This window comes from Cryomorphaceae bacterium (assembly GCA_017798125.1).
In the GTDB taxonomy this organism is placed as follows: Bacteria; Bacteroidota; Bacteroidia; order Flavobacteriales; family ECT2AJA-044; genus ECT2AJA-044.
This window is the reverse complement of record CP059070.1, coordinates 1430476-1455849: the sequence shown is the minus strand read 5'-3', so window position 1 is coordinate 1455849 and position 25374 is coordinate 1430476. Positions and strand designations below refer to the sequence as shown.

The window sequence follows — 25374 nt, the reverse complement described above, 5'->3', positions numbered from 1 at the left end:
CATTACCCATGGCGGTTCAGGGCATAGAGGGAAGACATAGCTAAGTTCAGTGCAGCTCAACGTCCTGAACAGTGACCTCAAATTACAAATTTTCGGCAACTAACCCATGTTAAGTTATTCTCGTACTTCCTTTAAACCTATGCTTAATTGAAGCATCTTAAACCAAAACCATGATCATGAAACGTCTCTCCCTACTGGCCGTCGCGCTCGCGATAGGCCTGTCCAGTTGCCAAAAAGATGAGGAGCCAACCAATAGCGGAAACAACGGATCTGGGGACATTCCCGTTGATCCAGTAGTCCTCAATCTACCGGATACCCCGTTCAATTACGCCAATCTCAACCTACCGAATCATTTTAACGGTGGCCCCGTTGCCAATGCGGATAATACTCCCGCAACGAATCCGACAACAGACGAAGGTGCTACCCTGGGACGCGTGCTATTTTACGACACCCAATTATCATTAAACAACACCGTGAGCTGTGCTTCGTGTCACCAAGCCACTGCGGGGTTCAGTGATCCTCTAGCATTTTCGGTCGGGTTCGAAGGTGGTGAAACGGGTCGTCATTCTATGAACTTAATCAATGCGCGCTACTACGCACCCGAGCACTTCTTTTGGGACGGGCGCGCGGAGACGCTTGAAGATCAAGTATTGATGCCCATTCAAGACCAGGTCGAAATGGGCATGACCTTAGATAGCCTCATCGCTCGTTTGCAAACACTTGAGTACTATCCAGAGCTTTTCGAAGAGGCATTCGGGACGGAAGATATTGATGAGGACCGCGTGTCAAGAGCATTGGCGCAGTTTGTCCGTTCCATTGTCAGCTACCAGAGTCCGTATGATATAGCTGTTGCCGCTACCCCTGGACCTCCGACCGGAGATTTAATAGGGTTTACGGATGAGCAGAACTTGGGCAAGCAAATTTTTGAAGACCCCGCGAGAGGAGCATGTGGCGCCTGTCATGGTACACCCGTTCAGATTGCCCCAGCACCCCGAAGCAATGGTTTGGACGCGAACCCTACGGATATTGGATTTGGCGAAGTCACGGGAAACCTGACAGATTACGGCCTCTTCAAAACACCGAGTCTGCGCAACATTGAGCTGACGGCTCCATACATGCACGATGGAAGGTTTGCGACCTTGGACGAGGTCATCGAGCACTACAATTCAGGCGTACAGAACCATGCGAATCTGAGCCCCCCACTTAGGTTGGGTAACGGGCAGATTCGACGACTAAACTTAACTCAAGAAGAGAAGGATGCACTGAAGGCCTTTTTGTTGACCTTGACGGACAACACCTTAGCCACAGAAGAGCGCTTTGGCGATCCCTTTGTAAACTGATTAATCTACTTCTTCGAAGTCGACATATTCCCCGCCCACATCTTTGGGTGGGGATTTTTTGTCTTTAGAGGATTCGACGCGAACCTCTCCTTCGGCTCGGGCATCGGGCCGTGAGGCCCTACCTCGTTCATATGCCTCTTGCTGGCGCTGGCGCATTTCACGCGGCGTCATTCCAGTCAAGGCACGGAAAAGATTACCCCAAAAAAGGCGAAAGCCAAGATAGAGCAGTCCGAGGATGAGAAGTACCTTGATCATCGATTATCGGCTGAGGTAACGATTACGCTCGCTGTATACCTTGAGGAAGAACTCGTCCCGCAGGTCATCGATGAATTGAATCGCCTCTCCCGTGGACTTCATTTCTGGTCCGAGCTCCTTGTTCACTTTCGGGAACTTGTTGAAGCTGAAGACCGGTATTTTCACGGCGTATCCTTCGCGGTGCGGCTCAAAATTGAAGTCTTTGACTTTCTTTTCACCGAGCATCACTTTGGTCGCGTAGTTCACATACGGCTCGCGGTACGCCTTCGCAATGAACGGTACGGTGCGCGATGCACGTGGATTCGCCTCGATTACATATACCGTGTCGTTCTTGATGGCAAACTGAATGTTGATCAGCCCCTTGGTTTCGAGGGCCAAAGCAATCTTGTGGGTAATGTCCACAATCTGCTGCATCACGTATTCACCGAGGTTGAACGGAGGAAGAACGGCATGTGAATCACCGGAGTGAATTCCACAAGGCTCAATGTGCTCCATGATACCGATGATGTACACATCCTCTCCGTCGCAAATGGCGTCGGCCTCGGCTTCAATTGCACCGTCAAGGTAGTGATCGAGCAGTACGCGGTTTCCGGGAATGCTCTTGAGCAAATCCACCACGTGGTGCTCCAACTCGTCTTTGTTGATGACGATCTTCATTCCCTGCCCTCCGAGTACATAGCTTGGACGCACCAAGATGGGGAAGTCTAGTTTGTCGGCCAATTCCAGTGCTTCGTCGGCATTTTCAATCACCCCAAACTCAGGGAATGGAATGTTCTGATCGCGAAGCAAGGTGGAGAAGCGTCCACGATCTTCCGCCAAGTCAAGTGCCTGATAAGGTGTTCCGATGATCGGAATACCGTAGCGGTCGAGCTTTTCAGCGAGCTTCAAGGCCGTTTGCCCTCCGAGCTGAACGATCACGCCTTCTGGCTTTTCGTGGCGAATAATGTCGTAGATGTGCTCCCAGAAAACAGGCTCAAAGTAGAGCTTGTCCGCTGTATCGAAGTCCGTCGACACCGTCTCTGGGTTACAGTTGATCATGATGGTCTCGTAACCGCATTCTTTGGCGGCCAGTACCCCGTGGACACAGCAGTAATCGAATTCGATTCCTTGACCAATTCGGTTTGGTCCAGATCCCAGAACCACGATCTTCTTGCGATCGGTCACTTCACTTTCGTTCTCGGCATACGGTGTACCTCCGGCTTCCACCAAGTTTTGCTCAAAGGTGGAGTAGTAATAAGGCGTTTGTGCTGGGAACTCTGCCGCACAGGTATCCACTAGTTTATATACCCGGTTGATGTCCATTTCAACACGTTTGTTGTACACCTCGCTTTCGAGGCATCCGAGCATGTGGGCAATCTGGCGATCCGCAAATCCTTTTTGCTTAGCCTCCAGCATGAGCTCGCGATCGATAGACTCGATCTCGTATTTCTCAATCTCGCGTTCCAAGTGGTGCAACTCCTCGTATTGCTTGAGGAACCACATGTCGATCTTGGTGATCTCGTGGATTTTGCGGAGCGGAATACCGAGCTGAATGGCGTCGTAGATCACGAAGACACGATCCCAGCTCGCATATCGGAGCTTGCTGAGGATGAGGTCTTGATCCTTGTAGCCCTTTCCATCGGCCCCTAGGCCATTTCTTTTTATTTCAAGCGACTGTGTGGCCTTGTGCAGCGCTTCTTGGAAGGATCGGCCAATTCCCATAACCTCCCCTACGGACTTCATCGCCAATCCGAGTACGCGGTTTGATCCAGAGAACTTGTCGAAGTTCCAACGAGGAATCTTCACGATTACGTAGTCCAAGGTCGGCTCAAAATAAGCCGTCGTAGTCTTGGTGATCTGGTTGTCTAGCTCATCGAGCGTGTAACCAATAGCCAGCTTGGCAGCGATCTTCGCGATCGGATATCCTGTGGCCTTAGAGGCCAAGGCAGACGAACGCGAAACCCGAGGGTTGATCTCAATGGCATAAATGTCTTCTTTTTCATCCGGGCTCACGGCGAACTGGACGTTACAACCTCCCGCGAAGTCTCCAATGGAACGCATCATGTGGATGGCCATGTCGCGCATGCGCTGATAGGCTGAATCCGAGAGCGTCATGTGCGGCGCCACGGTAATGGAGTCCCCAGTGTGGATACCCATAGGATCCATATTCTCAATGGAACAGATGATAATGACGTTGTCGTTCTTGTCGCGCAAGAGCTCCAACTCATACTCCTTCCACCCCATTAGAGCTTTGTCGATCATGACCTCGTGGATCGGCGACACTTCAAGCCCGCGGTTCAATGCATCATCGAAATCTTCTTTCTCATATACGATGGCAGCACCCGCACCACCCAAAGTAAATGAGGCACGGATAACGAGTGGAAATCCGAATTCCTGTGCAATGGTCTTTCCTTTCAAGTAGCTAGTAGCCGTAGCTTGAGGAGCCATTCCTACACCAATTTGCTCCATCAGCTTGCGGAACTGCTCGCGGTTCTCGGTGATGTTAATGGCGTCGATGTCCACACCGATCATTTCCACACCGTACTTTTCCCAAATGCCTCGCTCCTCAGCCTCAATGGCCAAGTTCAATGCGGTCTGCCCTCCCATAGTCGGCAACACGGCATCAATTTCTTGCTCCTGTAAAATCTTCTCGATGGATGCCACGGTCAAGGGCATCAAGTACACGTGATCCGCAGTGACCGGATCGGTCATGATGGTCGCCGGATTCGAGTTGATGAGGGTTACCTCGATTCCTTCTTCGCGCAAAGAGCGAGAAGCCTGGCTTCCAGAGTAGTCAAATTCGCAGGCCTGTCCAATAATGATGGGACCTGAACCAATAATGAGGATGCTGTTGATATTGGGATTTTTCGGCATAGTGAGGATTCGTTTGCGGGCGGAAATTTAGGCATAAAAAAAAGGTGCTGCCAAGTGGCAACACCTTAAATATGGTCAATCAATGAACGTACATTGGCTTAGTGGCGTGATTCGTCAGATACGCTCAAACGCTTACGGCCTTTCGCACGGCGACGAGCCAATACTTTACGTCCGTTGGCAGAAGCCATACGCTCGCGGAAGCCGTGCTTGTTGCGGCGCTTACGCTGTGATGGTTGGAATGTACGTTTCATCGTATAATATCTTTAATCGGGTGATTCTTCAATCGGGGTGCAAATATAAGGTGATTTCTTTATTCCACAAAGACCTGTTCACAAAAATCTACATACCCCAGTCAGGGGTCCAAGACCATGTAAACGTGGGGGATATGATCCAATTGAAACTCCTCCCCCGCACGTTCAAATCCAAAGCTCCCGTAAAAATCTGCATACAACCACTGAGCGGTGATTTTCACTCTTTGCTTTCCGAAGCGCTGGAAGGCCTCCTCCAAGCACTTATCGACGATTTTTCGACCCCATCCTCGACCTCGTGCCGAAGTAGCGGTGACAAAGCGCCCCACACTCAGTTCGGGAAATTCTGTGCCTGACGGCACGATGCGACCATAAACCATCATTTCCCCTTCCTCCTCTGCCCAGACATGTATACTGGCCTGATCCATATCATCGCAGTCCACAAAGGGGCAACACTGCTCCACGACAAATATCTCCTGACGCAATTTCAAGAGCGCGTACAGCTCTTCCTTAGAGAGTTCTTCCCACGTTTTGATGTGCCACATGCCGAAAGATACTACTTTCGCAACATGGCCTTTCACTTCACCAAGAAAGTCGTTTGGATTACGGGAGCCTCCTCCGGCATCGGCGAACACCTCGCCTACCGAATTGCTCGCGATGAACCCTACCTAGTCTTAAGTGCGCGCAGAGTTGACTGCCTGGAGTTCGTGGCGGGGCAAACGAACCTACCCGAAGGACATATCCTGATTCTTCCACTTGACCTCAGCCAACCCGATTCGTTTACCGAAGCCGCAAAGCAAGTCATCGATCGTTTTGGACGCATTGACTACCTCGTTAATAATGGCGGTATTGGTCATAAGAGCTCTGTTCTTGAAACCTCGGAAGAAGTGGATCGCCGCATCATGGAAGTGAATTTCTTCGGCAACATTGGCCTAACAAAAGCTGTACTGCCGTATATGATGGAACAAAATGCCGGTCAGATCACGGTTATTTCCTCCATGCTCTCCAAGTTCGGCGCACCAGATGTAGCCACGTATGCCGCCTCCAAACACGCGCTGAATGGCTATTACGAAAGCCTGCGTGAAGAATTGGTCGAAAAGAATGTAACCATTCAGGTCATTGCCCCTGGATTCATCAAGACCGATGTAACCGTGAAGTCCTTGGATGGAGAGGGCAAGCCTTACGGCCAAAACAGCCCAGCACAAGAAAAGGGTATGGAGCCCAAGCAATGCGCCATTAAGATCAAGCGGATCATGCGCATTGGCAAGCCATTTGCCTATGTGGGCGGTTGGGAATTGGGATCGATTCCATTCAAGACCCTGGCACCGAGACTCTTCTTCGCAACCATGCGTTGGCTTTCGCGGAAAGCCTAAAGCGATTTCGTATTTTTGGGGCTCGACAAGTACAGTACTATGGGATTGATCAACGAAGCTTATTGGGGCGCGGATGCTGAGGCGAAATTGAAAAGTGATTTTGACAACGCCGAACCGTGCCGCTTTTTGTCACTCGATAATTTTTTAACCGAAGACCTCGCTACGCAATTGTACGAGAACTTCCCGGGCATGGATGACCTCAAAGTGCGCCGTAAAAGTCTGAACGAGGACAAAGCTGAAGACTACCACTTTGACCGCTTTCACGAGAGCTTCTCCACCCTGCGTGAGTTCATTAAGAGTGATGAGTTCTGCCAGTACATGTCTCGCATCACGGGCATCGAAGGCATGCACACGACCACCGACGCCCTCGGCTCAGGAGTACATCAAGGCGCTAACGGAAGCTACGTCGACGTTCACGTAGACGTCAATATGAACCCGGAAAAAGGACTTTGGCGTCGCATCAACCTACTCATCTACCTCAACAAACACTGGAAGGACGAATACGGCGGACATTTGGAATTGTGGGACAAGGAAATGAAGGTCATGCACCACAAACTGGCGCCCAATTTCAACAGAGCCGTCATCTTTGAAACCGACGACAACTCTCCACACGGATACGGTAAAATCAATGTACCAGAAGGTGAAACACGCAAAAGCTTCTACACCTACTTCTACACACCTATGCCGGAGAACTTCGTCTACAGAGACTCCCGTTTCCGCAGCCGCCCGGATGACAACCCGGTCCGCAAGTTGGTGACCAACCTGAAGGAGACCGCCAAAATTTCTGGAAAGCGCCTCTTGAAAAACCTCGGGGTTAAAAGCCTGGACTTCCAGGACAAAAACAAGAAATGAGCGAGGAAAAGAAGGACAAACCCAAAATCTCCGGATCTTGGAAGAAAGCGCGTAAACTTCTTGTTTACCTCCGCCCACACCGACTCGAATTCGGTATTGGGATGCTCTTCCTCCTCGGATCGAGCCTCGCTTCACTTGCATTTCCCAAGTACTTAGGAGATCTGGTCGACAGCGCCAGCAAGGATTTCATTGAACGCATTGATGAAGTAGCCCTCATCCTGATTGGCATTTTGGTCCTTCAAGCGATCTTGAGCTACTTCCGCATCGTCATCTTCGTGCGCGTGACGGAAAAGATGCTGGCCGCCCTTAGGCAAGCGACCTACAAGCACCTCATCCAATTGCCGATGAGCTTTTTCAGTGAGCGCCGCGTCGGGGAATTGAACTCCCGCATCTCAGCTGATGTGGCCCTTCTCCAAGAAACCTTCACCACTACCCTAGCCGAATTCATCCGCCAGTTGATCATCATCGTCGGTGGAATCACCTTATTGGCCATCACCAGCGTCAAGCTGACCCTCTTTATGCTCGCCATTCTTCCGGCTATCATGATCATTGCGGTTTTCTTCGGGCGCTTCATCCGCAAATTCAGCAAGGACGTGCAAAAGCAAGTCGCGGAATCCAACACCATCGTGGAGGAAACCCTTCAAGGCATTCAAAGCGTCAAGGCCTTTGCCAACGAATTTTTCGAGATCCAACGATACACCGAGAAAACCAATGAAGTGGCCCGAACGGCCATCAAGGGCGGCGTATATCGCGGCGCCTTCTCCAGCTTCATCATCACCGGACTCTTCGGGGCCATCGTCGCGGTCATCTGGCGCGGCTCTGTTCTGGTCAATGCTGGTGAAATTCAGATTGGTGAGCTCTTCAGTTTCGTGATCTACAGCGTCTTCATCGGAGGATCCATCGGCGGCCTTGCCGACGTGTACGCCCGAATCCAGAAGGCCATTGGCGCCACAGAAGAGCTGATGGAAATTTTGGAGCACCCAACAGAAGAATTGCAGGATGAACGCGGGAGCCTGCGGCTCGATGGCGCTCTTTCCTTCCAAAACGTCACCTTCTCCTATCCCAGCCGTTCGGATATGACCGTCATCGACGGCATGAGTTTCCAGGCGGAGCCCGGTCAGCAGATTGCCTTGGTCGGTGCAAGTGGCGCGGGAAAATCCACCATTGTGCAACTGCTCTATCAGTTCTACACTCCTCAAGAGGGACAGATCTCCTTTGACGGAAAGCCGGCACAAGACTTTGAGCTCAGCGCCTTGCGGGGTCAAATGGCCTTGGTTCCTCAAGACGTGCTGCTTTTTGGCGGAACCATCAGAGAAAATATTGAATACGGCCGACCAGGAGCTAGCGAAGAAGAGATTCGCAACGCTGCGAAAATGGCCAACGCCCTTGAATTTATTGAACGTTTCAGTGAGGGTTTCGACACCGTTGTAGGCGAGCGCGGGGTTCAATTGAGCGGCGGACAGCGACAGCGCATTGCTATTGCCCGTGCGGTGCTTAAGGATCCATGTATCCTCGTTTTGGATGAAGCCACCAGCAGCTTGGACAGCGAATCCGAAAGACTCGTACAAGACGCTTTGGAGAAACTCATGGAAGGGCGGACCTCCTTGGTCATTGCGCACCGCTTGAGCACTATTCGCAGCGCAGATAACATCCTCGTGCTAGAGCAAGGAAAAATTGTGGAACAGGGCAAACACGAAGCTCTGATGGCCCTACCCGACTCCCGGTATCGAGAGCTCAATGAGCTTCAAGGTTACTTTGCCGAGTCTTCCTGAAACCAAGGGAAAGCTTCACATTTTCACAACTTCAGGATTGTTGGAATTCTACTACCTTGTAGTTCTTCTAACTAAAACTTGAATTGTATGCAGTTTGCCAATCACCGCCTTCAGGGGCGCTGGCTCTTTACGCTCGCCGCTGCTTTGATCAGTAGTGCGACCGCATTTGGCCAAAAACAACCCAACATTCTCGTTCTTTGGGGTGATGATGTAGGTCAATCCAACATCAGCGCCTACACGATGGGCATGGTCGGCTATCGAACGCCAAACATCGACCAGATCGCCAAAGACGGAGTCATTTTTACGGATTACTATGCGGAGCAAAGCTGCACGGCCGGGCGCTCTAGTTTCATCCTGGGCCAGAGCGTTTTCCGGACGGGACTGAGCAAGGTGGGAATGCCAGGTGCTGAGCAAGGTATTTCCGAATTGGATCCGACCATTGCCGAAATGCTCAAGCCACTCGGATACCGCACCGGTCAGTTCGGAAAGAACCACCTCGGGGACCGAGATGAGCACTTGCCCACCAATCATGGGTTCGACGAATTCTTCGGTAACCTGTACCACTTGAATGCAGAAGAAGAGCCTGAGCTTCCCGATTATCCAGATCCAGAGGAGTATCCAGACTTCCGCAAGAACTACGGACCCCGTGGAGTTATCCACTCCTATTCGGACGGACGCATTGAAGACACCGGACCCTTGACCAAGAAGCGCATGGAAACAGTAGATGACGAGACTTCTGAAGCGGCGATTCGCTTCATCAAAGAAGCTGTTGAAGCAGGCGAGCCATTCTTTGTATGGTGGAACGGAACGCGCATGCACTTCCGCACACATGTCAAGGAAGAATTGCGCGGTATTTCAGGTCAGGACGAGTATGCTGATGGAATGGTAGAACACGACATGCACATCGGAAAATTCCTCGACCTGCTCGAAGAATTGGACATTGTAGAGAACACGATTGTGATGTATGGAACCGACAATGGCCCACACAAAAATTCATGGCCCGATGCAGCCGTCAGCCCGTTCCGCGGAGAAAAGAACACCAATTGGGAAGGTGGATGGCGCGTACCTGCGGCCATTCGCTGGCCTAAGGAAATCCCCGCTGGACAGGTCTCGAATGAGATTGTTTCCGGTATGGACTGGTTCCCGACGTTCTTAGCTGCCGCTGGAAATGACGATGTTAAAGAAGAACTCCTCAAAGGAAAAACTGTCAACGGTCGTTCCTACAAAGTTCACTTGGACGGGTACAATATTTTGGACCACCTGAAGAACACCGAGGAGGTTGAATCAGAGCGTCATGAAATCTTCTACTTCAGCGATGACGGAGATTTGACGGCTTTGCGCTACGACGATTGGAAGTTGATTTTCATGGAGCAGAAAAGCCCGGGAACTTTAGCCGTTTGGGCGGAGCCTTTTGTGCCCCTGCGCGTCCCCTTGATGTTCAACTTGCGTCGAGATCCTTATGAATTCGCGAACATCACCTCAAATACGTACTACGACTGGGTATTGGATCACGTATTCTTACTGGTTCCCGCACAGACTTATGTCGGCAACTTCCTTAAAACCTTTGAGGAATACCCACCGCGCATGAAGGCTGCCAGTTTCTCCTTGGATCAAGTCATGGATAAACTGGAAACCCCGGCGGGGGCGCGATAAGCACCGCTTGAATTGACTAAATTCATAGCCCGAAGCCATTGCTTCGGGCTTTTTTACGCTCAGACAATCATGAAAAAGAAGATCCTTTCCCTTTCCCTTCTGGCCCTAAGTGCCGCGCTTATTCAATGCACACCAGCTCAACCTGAAACCGAGGAAGCCGTTGCTGAACCAGTAGCGGTAGAGCGGTCTGAAGAAGCACGAGTCCTTCCGTCCTGGAACGACGGACGTCATCGAGACCGTATATTGGACTTTGTCGCTCGTGTAACGGATACCGCAAGTTTGGAATACGTGGCACCCGATGAGCGCATCGCTGTTTTTGACAACGACGGAACATTGTGGAGCGAACAGCCCATGTATTTCCAACTCTACTTTGCGCTGGATCGCGCTGAACTCTTGGGCATTGAGCACCCGGAAGAAGCACTCGAGGGAGGGTATGGACCCTTGTTGGAACTGATCGGTCTGACCCACACCGCCATGACGGCTCGTGAATTCGACGGTATTGTCACGGCATGGTTGGATACCGCGAAGCATCCGGAGACGAACAAGCCATTCACAGAAATGGTCTACCAACCCATGTTGGAGTTGCTCGACTACTTAAGAGCCCATGATTTTGAAACGTGGATTGTGTCTGGAGGTGGCATCGACTTCATGCGCCCGTGGACCCAGAAAGTATACGGCATTCCACCACAGCAAGTCATCGGGAGTAGCGTTCAGACCATTTTCGAAAATACCGGTGATGGACCGGCAATTCGACGCCTAGGCAAAGTGGACTTTGTGGACGACAAAGAAGGAAAACCCGTGGGCATTCAGCGTCACATCGGACGGATTCCGATTCTGGCGGTGGGCAATTCAGATGGCGATCTTCAAATGCTGCAGTACACCGCCTCTAATGAGCTGGCGAACATGCAGGTTTACATCCACCACACCGATTCGGTTCGGGAATGGGCCTACGACAAAGACAGTCACATTGGCCAGTTTCACAAGGGGTACAAATACGCTTTAGACAACGACTGGATCATCGTCGACATGGCGAAGGATTGGGCAACTATTTATCCGGAGTAGCCGAAACCACGACCCGGAAGCCCACATGCGGCATACCCGTATCTTCCGAACCCGGCATCCGAGCGCTGACTCGGTAACTGCTGCAATATTCCTCATTGCACAGGTAACTCCCACCGCGCTGAGCGCGTTTGCTCCCATAGGGGTCGCGCGGATCGTATGATTTTTCCGGACCCTGCGGGTCGATGATCGTGTCCCGCATCATAGCATAGTAGTTCGCCGCATACCAGTCCGAACACCATTCCCAAACGTTTCCAGACATATCGTACAGGCCATACGGATTCGGAGCAAAACTCCCCACAGGGGCTGTAGCGGCAAAGCCATCCTCAGCCCGATTCTCATACGGAAATCCTCCTTGCCACGCATTGGCCTTGGGGTCTCCCGTTTCCACAAATTCGGTTCCCCAGGCATAGATCGCATCCACACGTCCGGCTCGAGCCGCGCATTCCCACTCCGCCTCGGTAGGCAAGCGAACACCTGCCCATTGACAGTAGGCCATGGCATCAAACCAGCACACCTGAACGACAGGGTGGTTGTCCAGACCTTCAATATTACTATCGGGGCCATGTGGATGACGCCAATCGGCACCTGTTTTCCAAGACCACCATTGCGTGAAATCACTCAAATCCACGGCGTGGCTGGGCGGATTGAAGATGAGCGATCCCGCAAGCAAAAGGCTGTCCGCCGGCTTTGGAGTACCTGGAGGCACTTGTGTTTTCAGCTGTTCCCAGTCCACATCGCGTTCGGCAACGGTGACGTAGCCCGTGGCTTCCACGAACTCGCGGAACTCAGCATTGGTGATTTCGTGAGTCGCCATCCAAAAAGGGCTGACCCGTACGTAGTGTTGGGGGTATTCATCGCGCCGACCCTTGTTGTCGCTACCACCCATTAAGAAGGTTTGGCCGGGGACGTAGATCATTTTGGAGGTATCGACCGAGGCGGGTGCTTCAGGGATATCAAAGTCTGTGGATACGAGACCCGAACGAGGGCTTTCAGCGGTTGAGTCGCAACCCACACAGGCTTTGTCGGAACCAACGCGGTCCGATGCGGGGTTGGAACAAGACATCGCGCCGTAGGCGCAAAGGAATATGAGGAGAATTCTTTTTACCATAAATAGGAGACGCCAAACATCAAACTAAAACTGTCGTACGCTTCAAAGCGATAGTCGTAATCAAGGGCGGCGGAGACTTCCATGTGCTCGAGGAAGTGATAACCCCATTCGAATCCGGCGCGGGCGACCACGAAGTTTTCATGCGATTCCAGTTCGTACCCTCCGCCGAGAACAATCACCCCGTGTCGTAGGACCCGGTGACCCACGACCAAGACGGGCGCAACGGGAAAAGAACGCTCCAAGCGCGCTTCATCTTCATTCTGTTTCACCTCAAAACTCTGTACGGTCAGGTCAACGTGAAGGCCCACAATCCACTTTTCTTTCAAATGGTAATTGTAGCCAAAGGACCAGATGGGCAAGGCCACTCCAACCGATTCCTCATTTTCCAGGTTCACTGCCTTGGGGACGTAGATATGCCCCAACATCAAAGAAAGCTGATGTTTCTCGGCATGAGTATGGAATACGGATTCGTGATGCTCTTCAGCTTCTTGAGCCGATAAAGCGAATGGAAGAAAAAGGAGCAGGAGCCCAAGTCTTTTCATGTCCCCAAGGTACAAACTGCCGCCGGAGTACGGTAGCTTTTATTGCCCTACGGGCAGATGGACCACTTGCTTGGTCTCGAAGAACTCTTCGGAAAAGAAACTCTTCAACGGCGTCAGGGTCGCCTTCGGAAAGGAGGCTAGTTCCTCTCTGAGATCACCGCCTTTGAGGTACAGAATACCATTGGCGTGAGGATGACGCGATTCACTTAGGAACTTCTTGCGCACCCAAGGGACAAAGGCATCCATACGAGTGACTGCCCGGCTAACCACAAAGTCGAATTTGTCCTTCACCTTTTCCGCACGCTGGTGCACCGCCGTCACGTTATCGAGGTGCAGCTCATTGGCCACGGCTTGAACGACTTTGATCTTTTTACCGATCGAATCGACCAGGCGGAACTCCGTTTCCGGAAAGAGAATGGCCAAGGGAATTCCCGGAAACCCTCCGCCCGTTCCAACGTCCAAGACCTTGGTCCCGGGCAGGAATCCCTGGACCTTGGCAAGGGCAAGCGAATGCAGTACATGACGCTCATAGAAATGCTCGGTGTCTTTGCGGGAAATGACATTGATCTGCGCATTCCAATCCATATACAGCGGATACAGCTGCGCTAAATGCGAGCGCTGCTTGTCGGTCAAGTCGGGGAAATAATGAAAAATGCGTTCAACCTTCACAAAGGCGAAGATCGAAATAAACTGGCAAGAAGGCCACGGGCACGGGACAATTTCGCCTTCACACTGCCCAAGGGCATCTGCAGTTCGGTGGCGATTTCTTCATAGCTCCGCTCCTTGAGGTAGCGTAACTCGACGAGTTGGCGGTAGTGTTCTTTGAGCTGGCCGATGACCTCGTGCACAGCATCGTGCCGCTGCTTGCGAACGAGCTCTTCTTCGGGACTCAAGACCGCCGTGGGCCGCTCGACCAAGATGGCGCGAATGGCCTCACCGATGCGCTCATCGTCCATGCTTAGCGTATCGCCTTTCTGGGCGCGGTGTAAATCTGTTAAGCTGTTCTGTCCTATGCGAAAGAGCCAAGTCGAAAAGGCGTATTGATCATCGAATTGATCTAGGGATTGCAGCGCCTTGGTGAAGGCGATCACCGTGGCGTCCTCCGCGTCTTCTGGTCGCTGGGTGCGCGATTGCAAATGCTGATACAAAGGCATCCAATACTGCTGGACCAAATGGGCCCGCGCCTTCTCATCTCCACTTCGGGCTTGAGTAATCAGTACGAGTTCTGTGTCAGGTGCTTCAGGCACGGTCGCTCCAGGTTTTACGGGGTCTCAGGCTGCGCAAGCCCCAAAGAAACATAAATCCGAGTAAAATCGGCTCATAATACCAACGCCACCAGAGCAAGCTTGTTTTCCCCAGAGCCTTGTAAAAGGGGTAGCGCAGCAAAGTGCTGACCAAGACATAGGAAACCACCAAGAATGCCGCCGTCACGGGGTGCCCATCTCCGAGCAAAAGAGCCCCAATACTGAAGAAGAAAAGTGCTTGGGCCAAGTGCCACGTCCAGATGTAGAGCAAGGGGCCTGTCCGAAATCGAGTGCCCGCCTGGGCGTGTCGACTCTTTTGTCTGAGCCACTCGCCGAACGATTTGGGCGGATCGCTAATGGTATGGGCCGCTGCGTTCCACCGCAGACCCACTTCCTTGGGCTTTCGCCGGTGGAGCAATAGGGAATCGTCCCCGCTGAGGATATCGGCATCGCGCCGCAAGTCGTCTTCCATGCCTTCCCATCTTCGGTAGCCCCAATTTCGTCCAACGGCCATATAGGGTTTGGCCCTACGGGCCGATGATAAATACAGCATCGCGGTCTGCACCGTTTCGAGCTGAATCAAGCGACCCAGCATTCCTCGACCCAGACGGTAATCGCCATAGCCCAATACAGCCGGACGACCTTCAGCGAGCGGTCGGACCATTTCTCGGAGCCAGTCTTCGTGAACCGGTTCGCAATCGGCATCGATCGACATAATGAAGTCATGTTCTACATGTGACCATCCCGCCAGAACGGCTCCTTTCTTCCCGGGGAGTTCTTTTTCTTCCAATCGCACGTGGGTGAACGTCCAATCACGGGGCAGCTGAGGGGACCAATCAGCGGGCATGAAGGCACCGTCATCCACGACCACCCACTGGACGGGAGCGGGATACGATTGCTCGGGCCATCGCGCAGTGAGGCGCAGAAGGTCTTCCCGCACATCGCGGGCACAGGTTAAGATGCTTATCGGAGGCCACTGCTCGGGCTCGCGGACCAGCGGCTCGCTCCGCAGGCTGCGGTAAAAGTGAAAATCATAGATCCCGAGAATGAGGATCGAGAGGGCGAGCAAGGTCATGCAGAGGCGTTGTGGGACATAAAAATGGCGATTTCAAAACTAAGAATTCGCCAATACCTAACTTTGCGCCATGCAATTCACGTTGGAAGCACAAGATCCGGCCTCGAAGGCCCGCGCGGGGAAAATGACTCTGGCGCATGGGGAGGTCGAAACCCCCATCTTTATGCCGGTAGGTACGGCAGGAACCGTCAAGGGCGTGCATCAGCGCGAATTGGTCGATGACATTGAAGCCCAGATCATCTTGGGCAACACCTATCACCTCTACTTGCGCCCCGGACTCGAGGTCCTCGAAAAGGCCGGAGGTCTGCACAAGTTTATCGGTTGGGACAAGCCCATGTTGACAGACAGCGGTGGCTATCAGGTCTATTCTCTGGCGGGTACACGAAAGATCAAGGAAGAAGGGGTCAAATTCAAGAGCCACATTGATGGCAGAGCACTCTTTTTCAGTCCGGAAGTCGCCATTGATATCCAGCGGACCATCGGAGCGGACATCATCATGGCCTTTGACGAGTGCACCCCCTACCCCTGCGATTACGACTATGCCAAGCGCAGTATGCACATGACCCATCGCTGGCTCAAGCGCTGCTGCAGCCACTTTGACCAGGGCGAAGGAAATTACGGCTTCGAGCAAACGCTCTTCCCCATTGTTCAGGGTTCCGTCTATCCGGATCTGCGCAAGCAAAGTGCTGAGTTTATTGCTGGTATGGACCGGGAGGCCAACGCCATCGGCGGCTTGAGCGTAGGTGAGCCCAAAGAGGATATGTACGGCATGACTGACGTGGTTACGGACATATTGCCCGCTGATCGTCCACGGTACCTCATGGGCGTCGGTACTCCCGCGAATATTCTAGAAAGCATCGGACTTGGGATTGACATGTTCGACTGCGTAATGCCCACTCGAAATGCTCGGAACGGGCAAATCTTCACATCGGAAGGGATCATCAATCTCCGGAACAAGAAGTGGGAGATGGATTACAGTCCATTGGATCCGAACGGGACCAGCTATGTGGATCACGCGTACAGCAAAGCCTACATGCGTCACCTTATCCACAGCAATGAATACCTGGGCAAGCAAATTGCCAGCATACACAATTTGGCCTTCTATCTTTGGTTAGTGAAAGAGGCGCGCCAGCACATTATTGATGGAGATTTCCGAGCTTGGAAAGACATGATGGTGCCCAAACTTGAAAATCGCCTCTAAGTGAAGCTGCTCGACCGCTACATTGTCCTTCGATTCTTGGGCACGTTCTTTTTCGTGATCTCCTTGATTCTCTTGATCGCCATCGTTTTCGACGTGAGCGAGAAGGTCGACAACTTTGTTCAGCACGACATTCCACTGAACGACATCCTCTTTGACTACTACATGAATTTTGCCTTCTACTACGGCAATCTGTTTTCGGCGCTCATCATTTTCGTCGCCGTCATCATCTTTACGAGTCGTCTGGCACAGAACACGGAAATTGTGGCCATTCTGGCCAGTGGCGTTAGCTTCAACCGCCTGCTTCGCCCCTACTTCATCGCCGCCACCGTTCTGGTCTTGTTGAGTCTTTATCTCAACAACTTCTTTATCCCGCGGGCCAACGAAACTCGCTTAGACTTCGAATGGACCTACATCAACGAAGGTCGGAGCAATCGGTACCGAAACCTGCACCGAAAGATTGGGCCCGACACCTACATCTACCTGGAGAGCTTCAATACCGCCAAGAAAGCCGGTTATCATTTTTCGCTGGAAGAGTTCTCTGGTGATAGTCTCCGGTATAAATTGCTGGCCGATTTCCTGCGTTGGGATTCCACGGAGAACATATGGCGTCTGGAGAACTACTATGCTCGACGCATTAATGGCTGGGAAGAAACTCTGGAGCGCGGGAATCGAAAAGACACGGTCTTGGCCTTCTTGCCCGAAGACCTCGTGACCAAGCTCTACACCATTGAAACGATGACCTTCCCGGAGCTCAATACCTTTATTGAGCAAGAAGAATTCCGCGGCTCGGAGAATTTGGTGTACTACTACGTAGAGCGGCACCGTCGCTTTTCCCTGCCCTTGGCGACCTACGTCTTGACCTTGATCGGTGTTTCTATTGCCTATCGGAAACGACGGGGCGGTATGGGAATGAACATCGCCCTCGGGTTTGGAGCCATCTTCATCTACATCTTCTTTATGCAGGTCAGCACGACCTTTGCCACCAATGGGAACCTTCCGGCAGGACTTGCCGTTTGGATACCCAACATAACTTTTGGCGTCGTCGCCTTATTCCTGTATCGCCGTGCCCTCGAGTGAATTAAAAAGTCAGATTCAGCTCCACCTCGTCATCTTCGTATGGGGCTTTACCGCCATCCTCGGCGAGCTCATCACCCTTCCGGCCACGCAACTCGTTTGGCATCGTATGCTCATCGCGGCCCTCAGTCTTTTTCTCTGGACTCGGATCAAGAAAATCGACCTGTCTTTGGGCTGGAAACCCGCCCTCCAAATGATTGGAACAGGGGCCATCACCGCTGGTCATTGGATCACCTTTTTCCACGCCGTCAAAATCTCGAACGTGTCCATTACCCTCGCCTGTTTGAGCACGGGAGCCTTCTTCACGAGCCTCATTGAGCCCTTGGTTTTTCGCAGGCGTGTCAAAGGTTCCGAGATCTTCTTTGGTCTGCTCACCATCGCCGGTATATCGGTGATTTTCGAGGTGACCACTGGCTATGAATGGGGCATTCTAACGGCGCTCATCTCCTCTTTTTTAGCGGCTACTTTTGCCGTGATCAACGGGGTTTTCGCAAAGACCTACCGACCGACGGTCATTACCACCTACGAAATGTTCGGTGGCGTCCTGGTTATTTCTATTTATCTCGCCCTCACGGGCGGATTTTCGGCTTCCATGTTCAATCCGCCACTCATGGACTGGGTGTGGCTTCTTTTCTTAGGTGTCGTTTGTACGGCCTACGCCTTCATTGTATCGGTTTCCGTAATGAAGGTCTTGAATCCCTATACCGTTGTGCTGTCCATCAACATGGAACCGGTGTACGGTATTGTCATGGCCTTCCTCATCTTCGGCGATGCGGAGCGTATGAACTTGAGCTTTTACTTAGGGACCCTCTTGATTCTGGCTGCCGTTTTTGGCAATGGGCTCTTTCGGAGGTATGTGAAGCGAAGAGCGGCCTGAACCAATTTCATTGCCCAAGAGTTAGGTTAACGAGAGATCGAAATTTGTCGATTGTACTATCTTTATAATCGACCCAAACGAAAACCAAACCTTGAAATGAAAAGATTTTACACTCTAGCAGGGATGCTCTTCCTTGCGCTATCTTCTCTTTTTGCACAATCACTAGACGCACTGCAATGGCGATTCATAGGTCCCGTGGCCGGGAACAGAGGCTCCGTTGTACTAGGACACCCGACTGAAAAAAGCACCTTTTACCACGGCGCCAGCAATGGTCTTTGGAAAACCGAGGATGCAGGACTGTATTGGATGCCTGTTGGAGACGACTATTTCAAGTCTGGTAATATTGGAGCCATGGAATTTGCCCCTTCTGATCCGAACGTGATCTACGTTGGAATGGGTGAGCCTCAAATGAGAAACAACGTCAGCTGGGGAGACGGTGTGTACAAATCCACCGATGGCGGAGAAACCTGGGAACATCTAGGTCTTGAAGAAACCCACCACATTGCTCAAGTTCGAGTCCATCCGACCGATCCAAATACCGTATATGTAGCGGCTTTTGGGCATGCCTTTGGACCCAATCCAGAGCGGGGTGTTTTCAAAACCACAGACGGTGGATCCACTTGGGAGAAAGTGCTTTACAAAAGCGATAAAGCAGGAGCTATTGATTTGGTCATGAACCCCGAGAACCCGGATGAACTCTACGCCGCTATTTGGGAGTTCGAACGAAAAGTATGGGGGCCCAAAACAGGTGGACCGGAATCCGGTCTATATAAAACCACTGATGGTGGTGCCACCTGGACCGAGTTCACCTATGCCAATGGACTGCCAGAAGGTGGACGAGGCCGAACCGGTTTGACCATGAGTGCCGCTGATCCCAATCGACTTTATGCCTTGATTGACTCGGAGACAGAACCGGCCTTGTATCGTTCAGACGACAGAGGTGAAAATTGGGAGTTCGTCTCCAACTACTTCCAAATCATTGGTCGTCCATTTTACTACAGCCATATCTACGCCAATCCGAGCGATGCGGATAATCTTTGGTGTCCAAACAACAGAATGTTCCAATCCATGGATGGAGGTAAAACTTGGGTACTAGAACCTGGAATCAAGGACGATTTCCACGACATCTGGATTGACCCAACAGATCCCATGCGCATGATTGGGACAAACGATGGAGGATGCCAAGTCTCCCTCACCGGGGGTAAAACTTGGAGCAGTCAACACTCGCAGAAAAACGTTCAATTCTATCGAGTCAATGTAGACAACGATTTCCCATACAATGTGTACGGAACCGGACAGGATGTACTTTCCTTTAAAGTTCCCTCCGCTTCTCGATGGGGCGGAATCTCACGCTACGACACGGAAATCATCGGAAATGGTGAAACGGGTAATGCCATTCCAAATCCCAACAATCCAGATATCGTCTACAATATTGGCTCTGGGGCTCCTTTCGGTAGTGGTGCTCCATTCGCCGTAAATGATTTGAGTACGGGACAGTCTCAAATTCGATCGGTCACTCCTTTTCCTATGTTTGGTTTAAATGCTTCAGACCTCGAGTACCGATTCAATTGGGATACCCCAATGATGCTTTCGACACACGACAATAAAACCATCTATTTGGCTGGTAACGTAGTCTTCAAAACGGAAGACGAAGGCATGAGCTGGGAAGTCATCAGCCCTGACCTAACAAACAACATCGAAGACCGTCAAAAAATTTCGGGTACGCCATGGTTGAGCGAGTACTTTGGTCAGGAGGTATATTCCACTGTTCACCGGATTATTGAATCGCCCGTTCAACAAGGACTGATTTGGACCGGATCAGACGATGGCAAAATCTTCATCACGAAAAACGGTGGTAGCGATTGGATTGACGTATCCATCAAGGATAAAGACTTGCCTGAATACTCCCAGGTTTATGAGATCGAAGCATCTCCTTTTGATCCTGCAACGGCGTACGTAGTATTCTCAAACTTTAACACTTACGATGACTACAGCCCATATATTTTCAAAACTTCAGACTACGGGGAAACCTGGACGAATTTATCGTCGAACTTTCCTCAAGAAGAAGTGACCAAGACCATCCGTGAGGACATTCACCGTCAGGGTATGCTTTACATTGGAACGGAAACTGGTGTATTCTATTCTATGGACGACGGCGCGTCTTGGAAGTCCCTTAAGGCCAATATGCCTTCCGTGGGCGTTGTTGACATGAAGTTGAAGGATCACGACTTGGTTATTGCCACCAACGGCCGTGGATTCTGGATCATGGATGATTTAACTCCACTGAGGTCTAAAGAAGAGCAAGCTGGAAAATCCATACATCTCTATTCTTCTCCTGCACATACGCGCTTCGGGTACAACTGGTGGATCGACTACGTACCTGGAGGAGATCCTGGAGACAAGAAGAATTACTTCGTACAAAACATGCGTCCCGGACACACCTATTACGAACTAGGTTTCACACCCGTCAATGGAGAGCGGAAACGAAAATTCATTGATGCAGGTGACCCAAAACCATTGGGTGTTCCCTTCTATTTCTATTTGGCTCAGGAACCTACGGACATCAAACTAGAAATTAAGGATGCAGATGGAGCACTTCTTCGAACCTACACCAAGGATCAAATGACCTTGACCTACGGCGACGGCAGTGATTTGAACAGTGGTCTCAACAAATTCGTGTGGGATTATCGGGTGGATATGGTTGTAGGAATCCCGAATCGTCCGCCCACTGCAATCCGTCCCATTACGGCACCTGGAACGTTTTTGGCTGTTTTAACGGTAGATGGTCAGACCGAAGAGGAATCGTTCACGGTAGCGGCTAGCCCTAAAGAAAAGTATACTCAAGAAGAAATGGACCAGAAGTTTGCCTTCTGGATGGATATGTACGCTGCTGCTGAGGAATCATCAAACAAAGTAATTGCTGCCGTCACCCTTCGTGATGAAGTGAATGCCAAGCTTGAGGCCTACAAGGCTTCTGGCGCGAGCTCTGGGAGCATTAAAAAAGCAGAGAAAGCGGCCGCGGCATTGACGAGTCACATTACAGAATATGAGGGCGCTTTTGTTTCGACTGGGCGCACCTTGGCGGAGATCATCAATCTTCCCGCGACTATTCTTTCTAAAATGGCCTTTATGAGTACCATCTTGGAACAATCAGAGGGGCCTGAGACTGCGCAAATGCGAGCCACTTTGGAACAATTAAAAGTGGATTCTCAAGCAGCTCACGAAGCCTACAACAAGGATGTGGATGGATTAGCAGCTAAGTTTGAAAAGAGCATTCAGGACTAGGCTCTTGCCGAGTCTTGTATCTACAAAGCGATTTGCCATGACGAAAAAAATTGTTTCTCTATGTCTTATAATGACAGGGTTAGGGCTATCTAGTCATGGCCAATCTGATTCAAAAAAGAAATCCATTGACCAGATTGCCCAAGAGCTCTCCAATCCGGTGAGTTTGACGGCAAGCCTGGTACTCCAGGGCAATTATAATTTATGGGGTGGATCCTTGGAGGGAGCGGGTGATCAGACGAGTTCTTCGCTTATCTTTCTTCCAACGCTGCCCTTTAAACTCGGCAAGTACAACTTGACGGTTCGTCCAAGCTTCCCGACTGCAGCTGCTCCCTACCTTGATGAACAAGGAGAATGGGAACTTCAAAGAGGATTTGGTGATATTGCCGTTATGGGAATTGTTGGTAGGGCGACCAAAACAGGTTTGCTTTACGGTATTGGCCCTACAGTTATAGCACCTACTGCCTCTTCACCTCGACTGGGTAAGGAGCAATGGCAAGTGGGACCGGTGGTTCTCGCCGGGATCCTAAAAAAATGGGGTGTTCTGGGAGTCTTATGGCAACACTGGTGGGGAGTTGGGAATGTCCCGGAGGGCCAGAACCAAGTGAATATCGGCACCACGCAGTTCTTTTATTGGTTTAGTCTGCAAAAAGGTTGGCAAATTGGAGGAAGTCCCATAGCCACGGCAAACTACATCAATGGAGTCGATACAGACTTTTCTATACCCTTGAACATAGGATTAGCCAAAACTTTAATGGTGGGAAACACTCCGATTAAAGCAACAGTACAAGGTCAATACTTTGCAACCCGGCCGGACCAGATAGGGCCTAGCTGGGGAGTGTTTTTTCAAATAACACCCGTCATCAATGTTCCGTGGTAAATAGGGTAAAAGACATAAATGGTAAAGCTTCAATAAGGTTCATTTGTCTTTTCCTGTGCCTCTTAGGATTTATGGACAGTGTTCACGCTCAAACCACCACCTTCAACTATGGAGGCTACGTCAAAATGGACGTGCTTCAAACGACCTACAACAATGGAACACTAAGTGGGACCAGTCCTTTGCGAGATTTTGTTCTTCCAGGTCAGATTCCAGTAGGTAATGGGACTTCTTCGAGCACCTTGGATGCACATGTCAAGGAATCGCGCTTCAATTTTGACGTGACTACTGAAATCAATGAATTTGAAATCCACGGATTTCTCGAGCTCGATTTCATGCTGTCTTCGACGGGGGATGAAAAAGTGAGTAATTCCTTTAATCCCCGCATACGTCACTTCTATTTTGAATGGGATCGAATGCTTATCGGACAAACGTGGTCCACGTTCATGGTCGTGGTCGTGCCCGATGACTTGGACTTTGTAGGTGCTCTAGAAGGGTTAGTAGCCAATCGTCAACCTCAGCTTAGGTACAAGGCAGGAACCTGGCAATTCGCCTTAGAGAATCCAGAATCTATAGTGTATAGTCAACGAGCTCCTGAGCAGTTGATATCAGATCAAGAATACTTGCCGGATGTGGTCGTTCGCAAGAATTTTTCTGGATCCTGGGGAACCTGGTCTGTTGCTGGAATGTACCGTTTCCTGAGCATTTCAGACAGTAGCGGCACCCATCGCACTCCGGGTTTTGGGATCACCACAGGAGGAAAAATTCCCGTTGGAAAAAATGGTGACGATTTCAGAATGGTCGTTTGTGCTGGATCAGGAGTTGGACGCTATCAAGCGGGAGCGTTCGTTTCCGATGCAGCTTATGTAGACTTCCAATCCATTCGATCGCTGCCTACGCTAAATGGGTACATCGCATACAATCACTATTGGATTCCCAATATCCTCTCCTCCTCTGGGAACGTGGGTTATTTTGAGTTGCTTGAACCGGACTTTTCGATTTCTCAAGAAGCCAACCAAAAAGCGATGAGCGCCTCCATCAACTTGAAGTACGATCCCGTCCCACAGCTTCGATTGGGATTGGAGTACGCCTGGGCCAGTCGAGAGCTGTTTGACGGTACCAGCGGGAGTCTGAATCGTTTCCAGTTTTCAGCCCGTTATAGATTCGGCTTCACGACCGAAAATGCCATTGAAAAGTAGGGAGCTCAAACTTGTACCCTATCATTTCGTTTAAGGAAACATGCAGTCCCACGAAATTCAATTGCGCGATGCGCTTAGGGAAACCGATCCGGTCCTTCGCGGAATCATTGATTCGATTGATTTCCCTTCGTTCGCGAATACCCACGATGTCTTTGAAGACTTGTGCAGCTGTATTTTGGATATGCGCATCCACTATGCGGGTTCGAACGCGGCCTTTCGCTACAAGCGCTTGAAAAAGTTGATGCAAGGAGCAGCAATTACTCCAGACTTTGTGTTGGCGAACGACCCGGATTATTGGGGACCTTTAAAGCTCAGTCGTCAAAAAGCGGAGTCCCTAAAACTTTGGGCGGAATACTGGGAAGAGCTCAACCTGAGTCAAGTTGACTGGAATACCCTGAGCAATAACGAGATCTACGACCTTCTTGAACCAGTTAAAGGGGTGAGTCGCTGGACGGTGATGATGATTCTGCTGTTTACCTTAGAGCGTCCGGATGAATTTCCTGAAACCGACTATCAGCTCAAAAAAGCCGTTTGTGAGGTCTACGGTTTTGAGGAAGACAAGAAGCTCCCTGAGCGTATTAGAGAACTGGGAGATCGATGGAAACCGAATCGATCGCTAGCCGTGCGGTACTTATGGCGGTGGAGGCAGCCTGTGAGGAGCTAAAGTTGTCCTTGCCAGCAGAAGTTCTCGCTGAATCGCGATAGGTCTGGCGCTTCCCGAAAGAGTCCGAAGCAGGTACTACCACTGCCGCTCATCGAGGCGTAAACCGCTCCTTCTTCATAGAGCTGGTCCTTCAATAAGTCAATCATGGGGTGCAGTGGAAAGACGGAGCTCTCAAAGTCATTGACCACATGGTGTCGCCATTCGCCCACGGGTTCTTGAATGTGACTCATTAGTCCTTTTCCGGCTGGGTCTTTGTCCACCCCAGAATAGGCCTCCGCAGTTCCGACGTGAATATTGGGGTTGACGAGTGCGAGGTGCCAGCCGGAGAGGTCGAGCTGAATTTCTTGAAAATGATCTCCTCGCTGCGTGGCAAAGAGAGGTGTATTGTGCACGAAGAAGGCACAGTCGCTCCCGAGTTGAGCGGCGTACTGAGCGAGTGCATCGGGCCGTAGGCCCAAATCATAAAGCTCGTTGAGGCCGATGAGGGTGTAGGCGGCATCGGAGGATCCGCCACCAAGGCCAGCGCCCATAGGAATCACCTTATGCAGATGTATGAGGGTGTAGGGCAAGTCGAAATCTTCCAGTAGCAGGTGATAGGCGCGCTCGCAGAGGTTGGTTCCACCTTCGGGGATCGGGAGGCCGCTGGTGCTGAACTGCACATGGCCTTTAGTGCCTCGCTCGCCTTCTGTTACCTCCAGAATATCGGTTAGCGGTACGGGATAGAAGACCGTTTCGAGGTTGTGAAAGCCATCGTCCCGTCGATTCAGGACGTTGAGGCCCAGGTTGATCTTGGCGTTTGGGTAGTAGATCATGCGGTTAAAGA

23 protein-coding genes are annotated in these 25374 nt (G+C 51.1%); 13 read left to right on the top strand and 10 right to left on the bottom strand.

The genetic code is table 11. The features are described 5' to 3' along the window. Positions 1-176: 176 nt before the first annotated feature. On the top strand, positions 177-1340 hold the full coding sequence (locus tag HZ996_06175) for a cytochrome-c peroxidase (protein ID QTN38751.1): 1164 nt from the start codon (positions 177-179) through the stop codon (positions 1338-1340). On the opposite strand, the gene HZ996_06170 is transcribed toward HZ996_06175, so the two are convergent. The 4 genes from HZ996_06170 to HZ996_06155 all read right to left on the bottom strand — a co-directional run bounded on the left by HZ996_06170 (position 1341) and on the right by HZ996_06155 (position 5241). After that, positions 1341-1595: a DUF4834 family protein gene (locus HZ996_06170; protein QTN38750.1), complete on the bottom strand. Its 255-nt coding sequence runs from the start codon at positions 1593-1595 to the stop codon at positions 1341-1343. A 3-nt stretch (positions 1596-1598) separates the two neighbouring features. Then, positions 1599-4448: a carbamoyl-phosphate synthase large subunit gene (carB, locus tag HZ996_06165; protein ID QTN38749.1), complete on the bottom strand. Its 2850-nt coding sequence runs from the start codon at positions 4446-4448 to the stop codon at positions 1599-1601. Positions 4449-4546: 98 nt separating this feature from the next. Beyond that, the gene (gene rpmH, locus HZ996_06160; protein ID QTN38748.1) at positions 4547-4699 is read right to left on the bottom strand and encodes a 50S ribosomal protein L34; all 153 of its coding nucleotides are present in this window, start codon (positions 4697-4699) and stop codon (positions 4547-4549) included. Between the two features lie 101 nt (positions 4700-4800). Continuing rightward, complete coding sequence (locus HZ996_06155; GenBank protein ID QTN38747.1) at positions 4801-5241, bottom strand: GNAT family N-acetyltransferase; 441 nt, start codon at positions 5239-5241, stop codon at positions 4801-4803. 24 nt (positions 5242-5265) lie between these two features. On the opposite strand from HZ996_06155, the gene HZ996_06150 reads away from it, so the two are divergent. The 5 genes from HZ996_06150 to HZ996_06130 all read left to right on the top strand — a co-directional run bounded on the left by HZ996_06150 (position 5266) and on the right by HZ996_06130 (position 11408). Next, positions 5266-6069 (top strand): SDR family NAD(P)-dependent oxidoreductase, encoded by an 804-nt coding sequence (locus HZ996_06150; protein ID QTN38746.1) that lies wholly within the window; start codon positions 5266-5268, stop codon positions 6067-6069. Between the two features lie 39 nt (positions 6070-6108). Continuing rightward, positions 6109-6921 carry a 2OG-Fe(II) oxygenase gene (locus tag HZ996_06145; GenBank protein ID QTN38745.1) on the top strand — a complete coding sequence of 271 codons (813 nt, stop codon included), beginning with the start codon at positions 6109-6111 and terminating at the stop codon, positions 6919-6921. Then, entirely contained in the window at positions 6918-8693 is a 1776-nt protein-coding gene (locus HZ996_06140) for an ATP-binding cassette domain-containing protein (protein ID QTN38744.1), read from the top strand. The genes HZ996_06145 and HZ996_06140 overlap by 4 nt, the downstream gene beginning before the upstream one ends. Positions 8694-8780: 87 nt before the next feature. After that, positions 8781-10346, top strand: a complete 1566-nt coding sequence (locus HZ996_06135; GenBank protein ID QTN38743.1) for an arylsulfatase — start codon at positions 8781-8783, stop codon at positions 10344-10346. Positions 10347-10415: 69 nt separating this feature from the next. After that, positions 10416-11408, top strand: a complete 993-nt coding sequence (locus HZ996_06130; GenBank protein QTN38742.1) for a haloacid dehalogenase-like hydrolase — start codon at positions 10416-10418, stop codon at positions 11406-11408. Here the strand turns inward: HZ996_06130 and HZ996_06125 are convergent. From HZ996_06125 to HZ996_06105, 5 genes are read right to left on the bottom strand one after another with little or no spacing between them, the layout of a single operon-like run. Next, the gene (locus HZ996_06125; protein QTN38741.1) at positions 11392-12516 is read right to left on the bottom strand and encodes a formylglycine-generating enzyme family protein; all 1125 of its coding nucleotides are present in this window, start codon (positions 12514-12516) and stop codon (positions 11392-11394) included. The two genes, HZ996_06130 and HZ996_06125, sit on opposite strands and share 17 nt — an antisense overlap. After that, complete coding sequence (locus HZ996_06120) at positions 12510-13058, bottom strand: hypothetical protein (GenBank protein QTN38740.1); 549 nt, start codon at positions 13056-13058, stop codon at positions 12510-12512. Before HZ996_06120 ends, HZ996_06125 begins: the two co-directional genes overlap by 7 nt. 39 nt (positions 13059-13097) lie before the next feature. Further along, positions 13098-13727, bottom strand: coding sequence for a 16S rRNA (guanine(527)-N(7))-methyltransferase RsmG (rsmG, locus tag HZ996_06115; protein ID QTN38739.1), 630 nt, complete (start codon positions 13725-13727; stop codon positions 13098-13100). Then, entirely contained in the window at positions 13724-14305 is a 582-nt protein-coding gene (locus tag HZ996_06110; protein ID QTN38738.1) for a sigma-70 family RNA polymerase sigma factor, read from the bottom strand. The genes rsmG and HZ996_06110 overlap by 4 nt, the downstream gene beginning before the upstream one ends. Next, positions 14298-15377, bottom strand: a complete 1080-nt coding sequence (locus HZ996_06105) for a glycosyltransferase (protein ID QTN38737.1) — start codon at positions 15375-15377, stop codon at positions 14298-14300. The genes HZ996_06110 and HZ996_06105 overlap by 8 nt, the downstream gene beginning before the upstream one ends. A 70-nt stretch (positions 15378-15447) precedes the next feature. Here HZ996_06105 and tgt point away from each other — a divergent pair, with 70 nt between their 5' ends. From tgt to HZ996_06070, 7 genes are all read left to right on the top strand, one after another. Next, a complete protein-coding gene (gene tgt / locus HZ996_06100) occupies positions 15448-16578 on the top strand; it encodes a tRNA guanosine(34) transglycosylase Tgt (GenBank protein ID QTN38736.1) in 1131 nt (376 codons plus the stop codon). Next, positions 16579-17655 (top strand): LptF/LptG family permease, encoded by a 1077-nt coding sequence (locus HZ996_06095; GenBank protein QTN38735.1) that lies wholly within the window; start codon positions 16579-16581, stop codon positions 17653-17655. Continuing rightward, on the top strand, positions 17642-18529 hold the full coding sequence (locus tag HZ996_06090) for an EamA family transporter (GenBank protein QTN38734.1): 888 nt from the start codon (positions 17642-17644) through the stop codon (positions 18527-18529). The genes HZ996_06095 and HZ996_06090 overlap by 14 nt, the downstream gene beginning before the upstream one ends. A 96-nt stretch (positions 18530-18625) precedes the next feature. After that, a complete protein-coding gene (locus tag HZ996_06085) occupies positions 18626-21814 on the top strand; it encodes a hypothetical protein (GenBank protein QTN38733.1) in 3189 nt (1062 codons plus the stop codon). A gap of 37 nt (positions 21815-21851) precedes the next feature. After that, on the top strand, positions 21852-22691 hold the full coding sequence (locus HZ996_06080; GenBank protein ID QTN38732.1) for a hypothetical protein: 840 nt from the start codon (positions 21852-21854) through the stop codon (positions 22689-22691). A gap of 71 nt (positions 22692-22762) precedes the next feature. After that, on the top strand, positions 22763-23887 hold the full coding sequence (locus HZ996_06075; GenBank protein QTN38731.1) for a hypothetical protein: 1125 nt from the start codon (positions 22763-22765) through the stop codon (positions 23885-23887). A gap of 40 nt (positions 23888-23927) precedes the next feature. After that, entirely contained in the window at positions 23928-24551 is a 624-nt protein-coding gene (locus HZ996_06070) for a hypothetical protein (GenBank protein QTN38730.1), read from the top strand. On the opposite strand, the gene HZ996_06065 is transcribed toward HZ996_06070, so the two are convergent. Beyond that, positions 24548-25363 carry a 4-(cytidine 5'-diphospho)-2-C-methyl-D-erythritol kinase gene (locus HZ996_06065; GenBank protein QTN38729.1) on the bottom strand — a complete coding sequence of 272 codons (816 nt, stop codon included), beginning with the start codon at positions 25361-25363 and terminating at the stop codon, positions 24548-24550. The two genes, HZ996_06070 and HZ996_06065, sit on opposite strands and share 4 nt — an antisense overlap. Positions 25364-25374 lie beyond the last annotated feature (11 nt).

What these genes read in the sequence shown, in the direction of transcription:
- HZ996_06175 (QTN38751.1), top strand. Translation starts at nt 177, where the DNA reads ATGAAACGTCTCTCCCTACTGGCCGTCGCGCTCGCGATAGGCCTGTCC.
- HZ996_06170 (QTN38750.1), bottom strand. Translation starts at nt 1,595, where the DNA reads ATGATCAAGGTACTTCTCATCCTCGGACTGCTCTATCTTGGCTTTCGC.
- carB (QTN38749.1), bottom strand. Translation starts at nt 4,448, where the DNA reads ATGCCGAAAAATCCCAATATCAACAGCATCCTCATTATTGGTTCAGGT.
- rpmH (QTN38748.1), bottom strand. Translation starts at nt 4,699, where the DNA reads ATGAAACGTACATTCCAACCATCACAGCGTAAGCGCCGCAACAAGCAC.
- HZ996_06155 (QTN38747.1), bottom strand. Translation starts at nt 5,241, where the DNA reads ATGTGGCACATCAAAACGTGGGAAGAACTCTCTAAGGAAGAGCTGTAC.
- HZ996_06150 (QTN38746.1), top strand. Translation starts at nt 5,266, where the DNA reads ATGGCCTTTCACTTCACCAAGAAAGTCGTTTGGATTACGGGAGCCTCC.
- HZ996_06145 (QTN38745.1), top strand. Translation starts at nt 6,109, where the DNA reads ATGGGATTGATCAACGAAGCTTATTGGGGCGCGGATGCTGAGGCGAAA.
- HZ996_06140 (QTN38744.1), top strand. Translation starts at nt 6,918, where the DNA reads ATGAGCGAGGAAAAGAAGGACAAACCCAAAATCTCCGGATCTTGGAAG.
- HZ996_06135 (QTN38743.1), top strand. Translation starts at nt 8,781, where the DNA reads ATGCAGTTTGCCAATCACCGCCTTCAGGGGCGCTGGCTCTTTACGCTC.
- HZ996_06130 (QTN38742.1), top strand. Translation starts at nt 10,416, where the DNA reads ATGAAAAAGAAGATCCTTTCCCTTTCCCTTCTGGCCCTAAGTGCCGCG.
- HZ996_06125 (QTN38741.1), bottom strand. Translation starts at nt 12,516, where the DNA reads ATGGTAAAAAGAATTCTCCTCATATTCCTTTGCGCCTACGGCGCGATG.
- HZ996_06120 (QTN38740.1), bottom strand. Translation starts at nt 13,058, where the DNA reads ATGAAAAGACTTGGGCTCCTGCTCCTTTTTCTTCCATTCGCTTTATCG.
- HZ996_06105 (QTN38737.1), bottom strand. Translation starts at nt 15,377, where the DNA reads ATGACCTTGCTCGCCCTCTCGATCCTCATTCTCGGGATCTATGATTTT.
- tgt (QTN38736.1), top strand. Translation starts at nt 15,448, where the DNA reads ATGCAATTCACGTTGGAAGCACAAGATCCGGCCTCGAAGGCCCGCGCG.
- HZ996_06085 (QTN38733.1), top strand. Translation starts at nt 18,626, where the DNA reads ATGAAAAGATTTTACACTCTAGCAGGGATGCTCTTCCTTGCGCTATCT.
- HZ996_06080 (QTN38732.1), top strand. Translation starts at nt 21,852, where the DNA reads ATGACGAAAAAAATTGTTTCTCTATGTCTTATAATGACAGGGTTAGGG.
- HZ996_06075 (QTN38731.1), top strand. Translation starts at nt 22,763, where the DNA reads ATGGACAGTGTTCACGCTCAAACCACCACCTTCAACTATGGAGGCTAC.
- HZ996_06070 (QTN38730.1), top strand. Translation starts at nt 23,928, where the DNA reads ATGCAGTCCCACGAAATTCAATTGCGCGATGCGCTTAGGGAAACCGAT.
- HZ996_06065 (QTN38729.1), bottom strand. Translation starts at nt 25,363, where the DNA reads ATGATCTACTACCCAAACGCCAAGATCAACCTGGGCCTCAACGTCCTG.